General features: G+C 66.1%; 1 protein-coding gene. It reads left to right on the plus strand.

The window, feature by feature from the left end:
* Positions 1-936, plus strand: a 936-nt coding sequence (locus tag R1101_RS0124475; protein WP_016935762.1) for an alkaline phosphatase D family protein, incomplete at both ends; no start/stop codon positions are given.

A 936-nucleotide genomic window follows, 5' to 3' on the forward strand; every position in this document is an offset into this window, starting at 1 on the left:
GAGCGACACCGGTCTCGTGCGTTCGTTCGACGGACCCGAGACCGTCACCCTGGCGAACTACCGTCAACGTCACGCGCAGTACAAAGCCGACGCCGATCTGCAGGCGGCCCACGCAGTCGCGCCCTGGCTGGTCGTGTGGGACGACCACGAGGTCGACAACAATTGGGCCGGTCCCGTTCCGGAGAATACCGATGCCGCTGAGGGTAACGACACCACCGAGAACTTCCTCGCCCGCCGCGCAGCTGCCTTCCAGGCCTACTACGAGAACATGCCGCTGCGACCCTCGTCGGCGCCCTCGGGGCACGACATGAAGATCTTCCGACGGGTCCGGTGGGGGAACCTCGCCAACTTCCACATGCTCGACACCCGGCAGTACCGCGACGACCAGGCCGCCGGCGACGGCTGGAAGAAGAACGCTGTGGAACGTCACGATGAGGCACGAACACTCACCGGAACCGAACAGGAACAGTGGCTGCTCGACGGCTTCCGCACTTCCACCGCGCAGTGGGATTTCCTCGGCCAGCAGGTGTTCTTCGCCGAACAGGACAGGGATCCGAGCCCCGACACCGACGAGGTGAGCATGGACGGCTGGGACGGATACGCCGCATCGCGGCGCCGGATCACGCAGGGCTGGGTGGACTCGCCGGTACGCAACGCCGTGGTCCTCACCGGCGACGTGCACCGGCACTGGGCCAACGACCTCAAGGTCGACTTCGCCGACCCCGACGCCCCGGTGGTGGGTTCGGAACTGGTGTGCACGTCGATCACGTCGAACGGCAACGGTACCGGCGCGACACAGATCGGCCATATGCAGGCGAACCCGCATCTGAGGTTCTACAACGATCGCCGCGGCTATGTGCGCACCACGATCACCCCGGATACCGTGCACGCCGACTTCCGGGTGCTGGACACGGTCACCGAACCGGATGCGCCGGT

Source organism: Rhodococcus sp. R1101 (assembly GCF_000278445.1).
GTDB lineage: Bacteria > Actinomycetota > Actinomycetes > Mycobacteriales > Mycobacteriaceae > Rhodococcus > Rhodococcus gordoniae.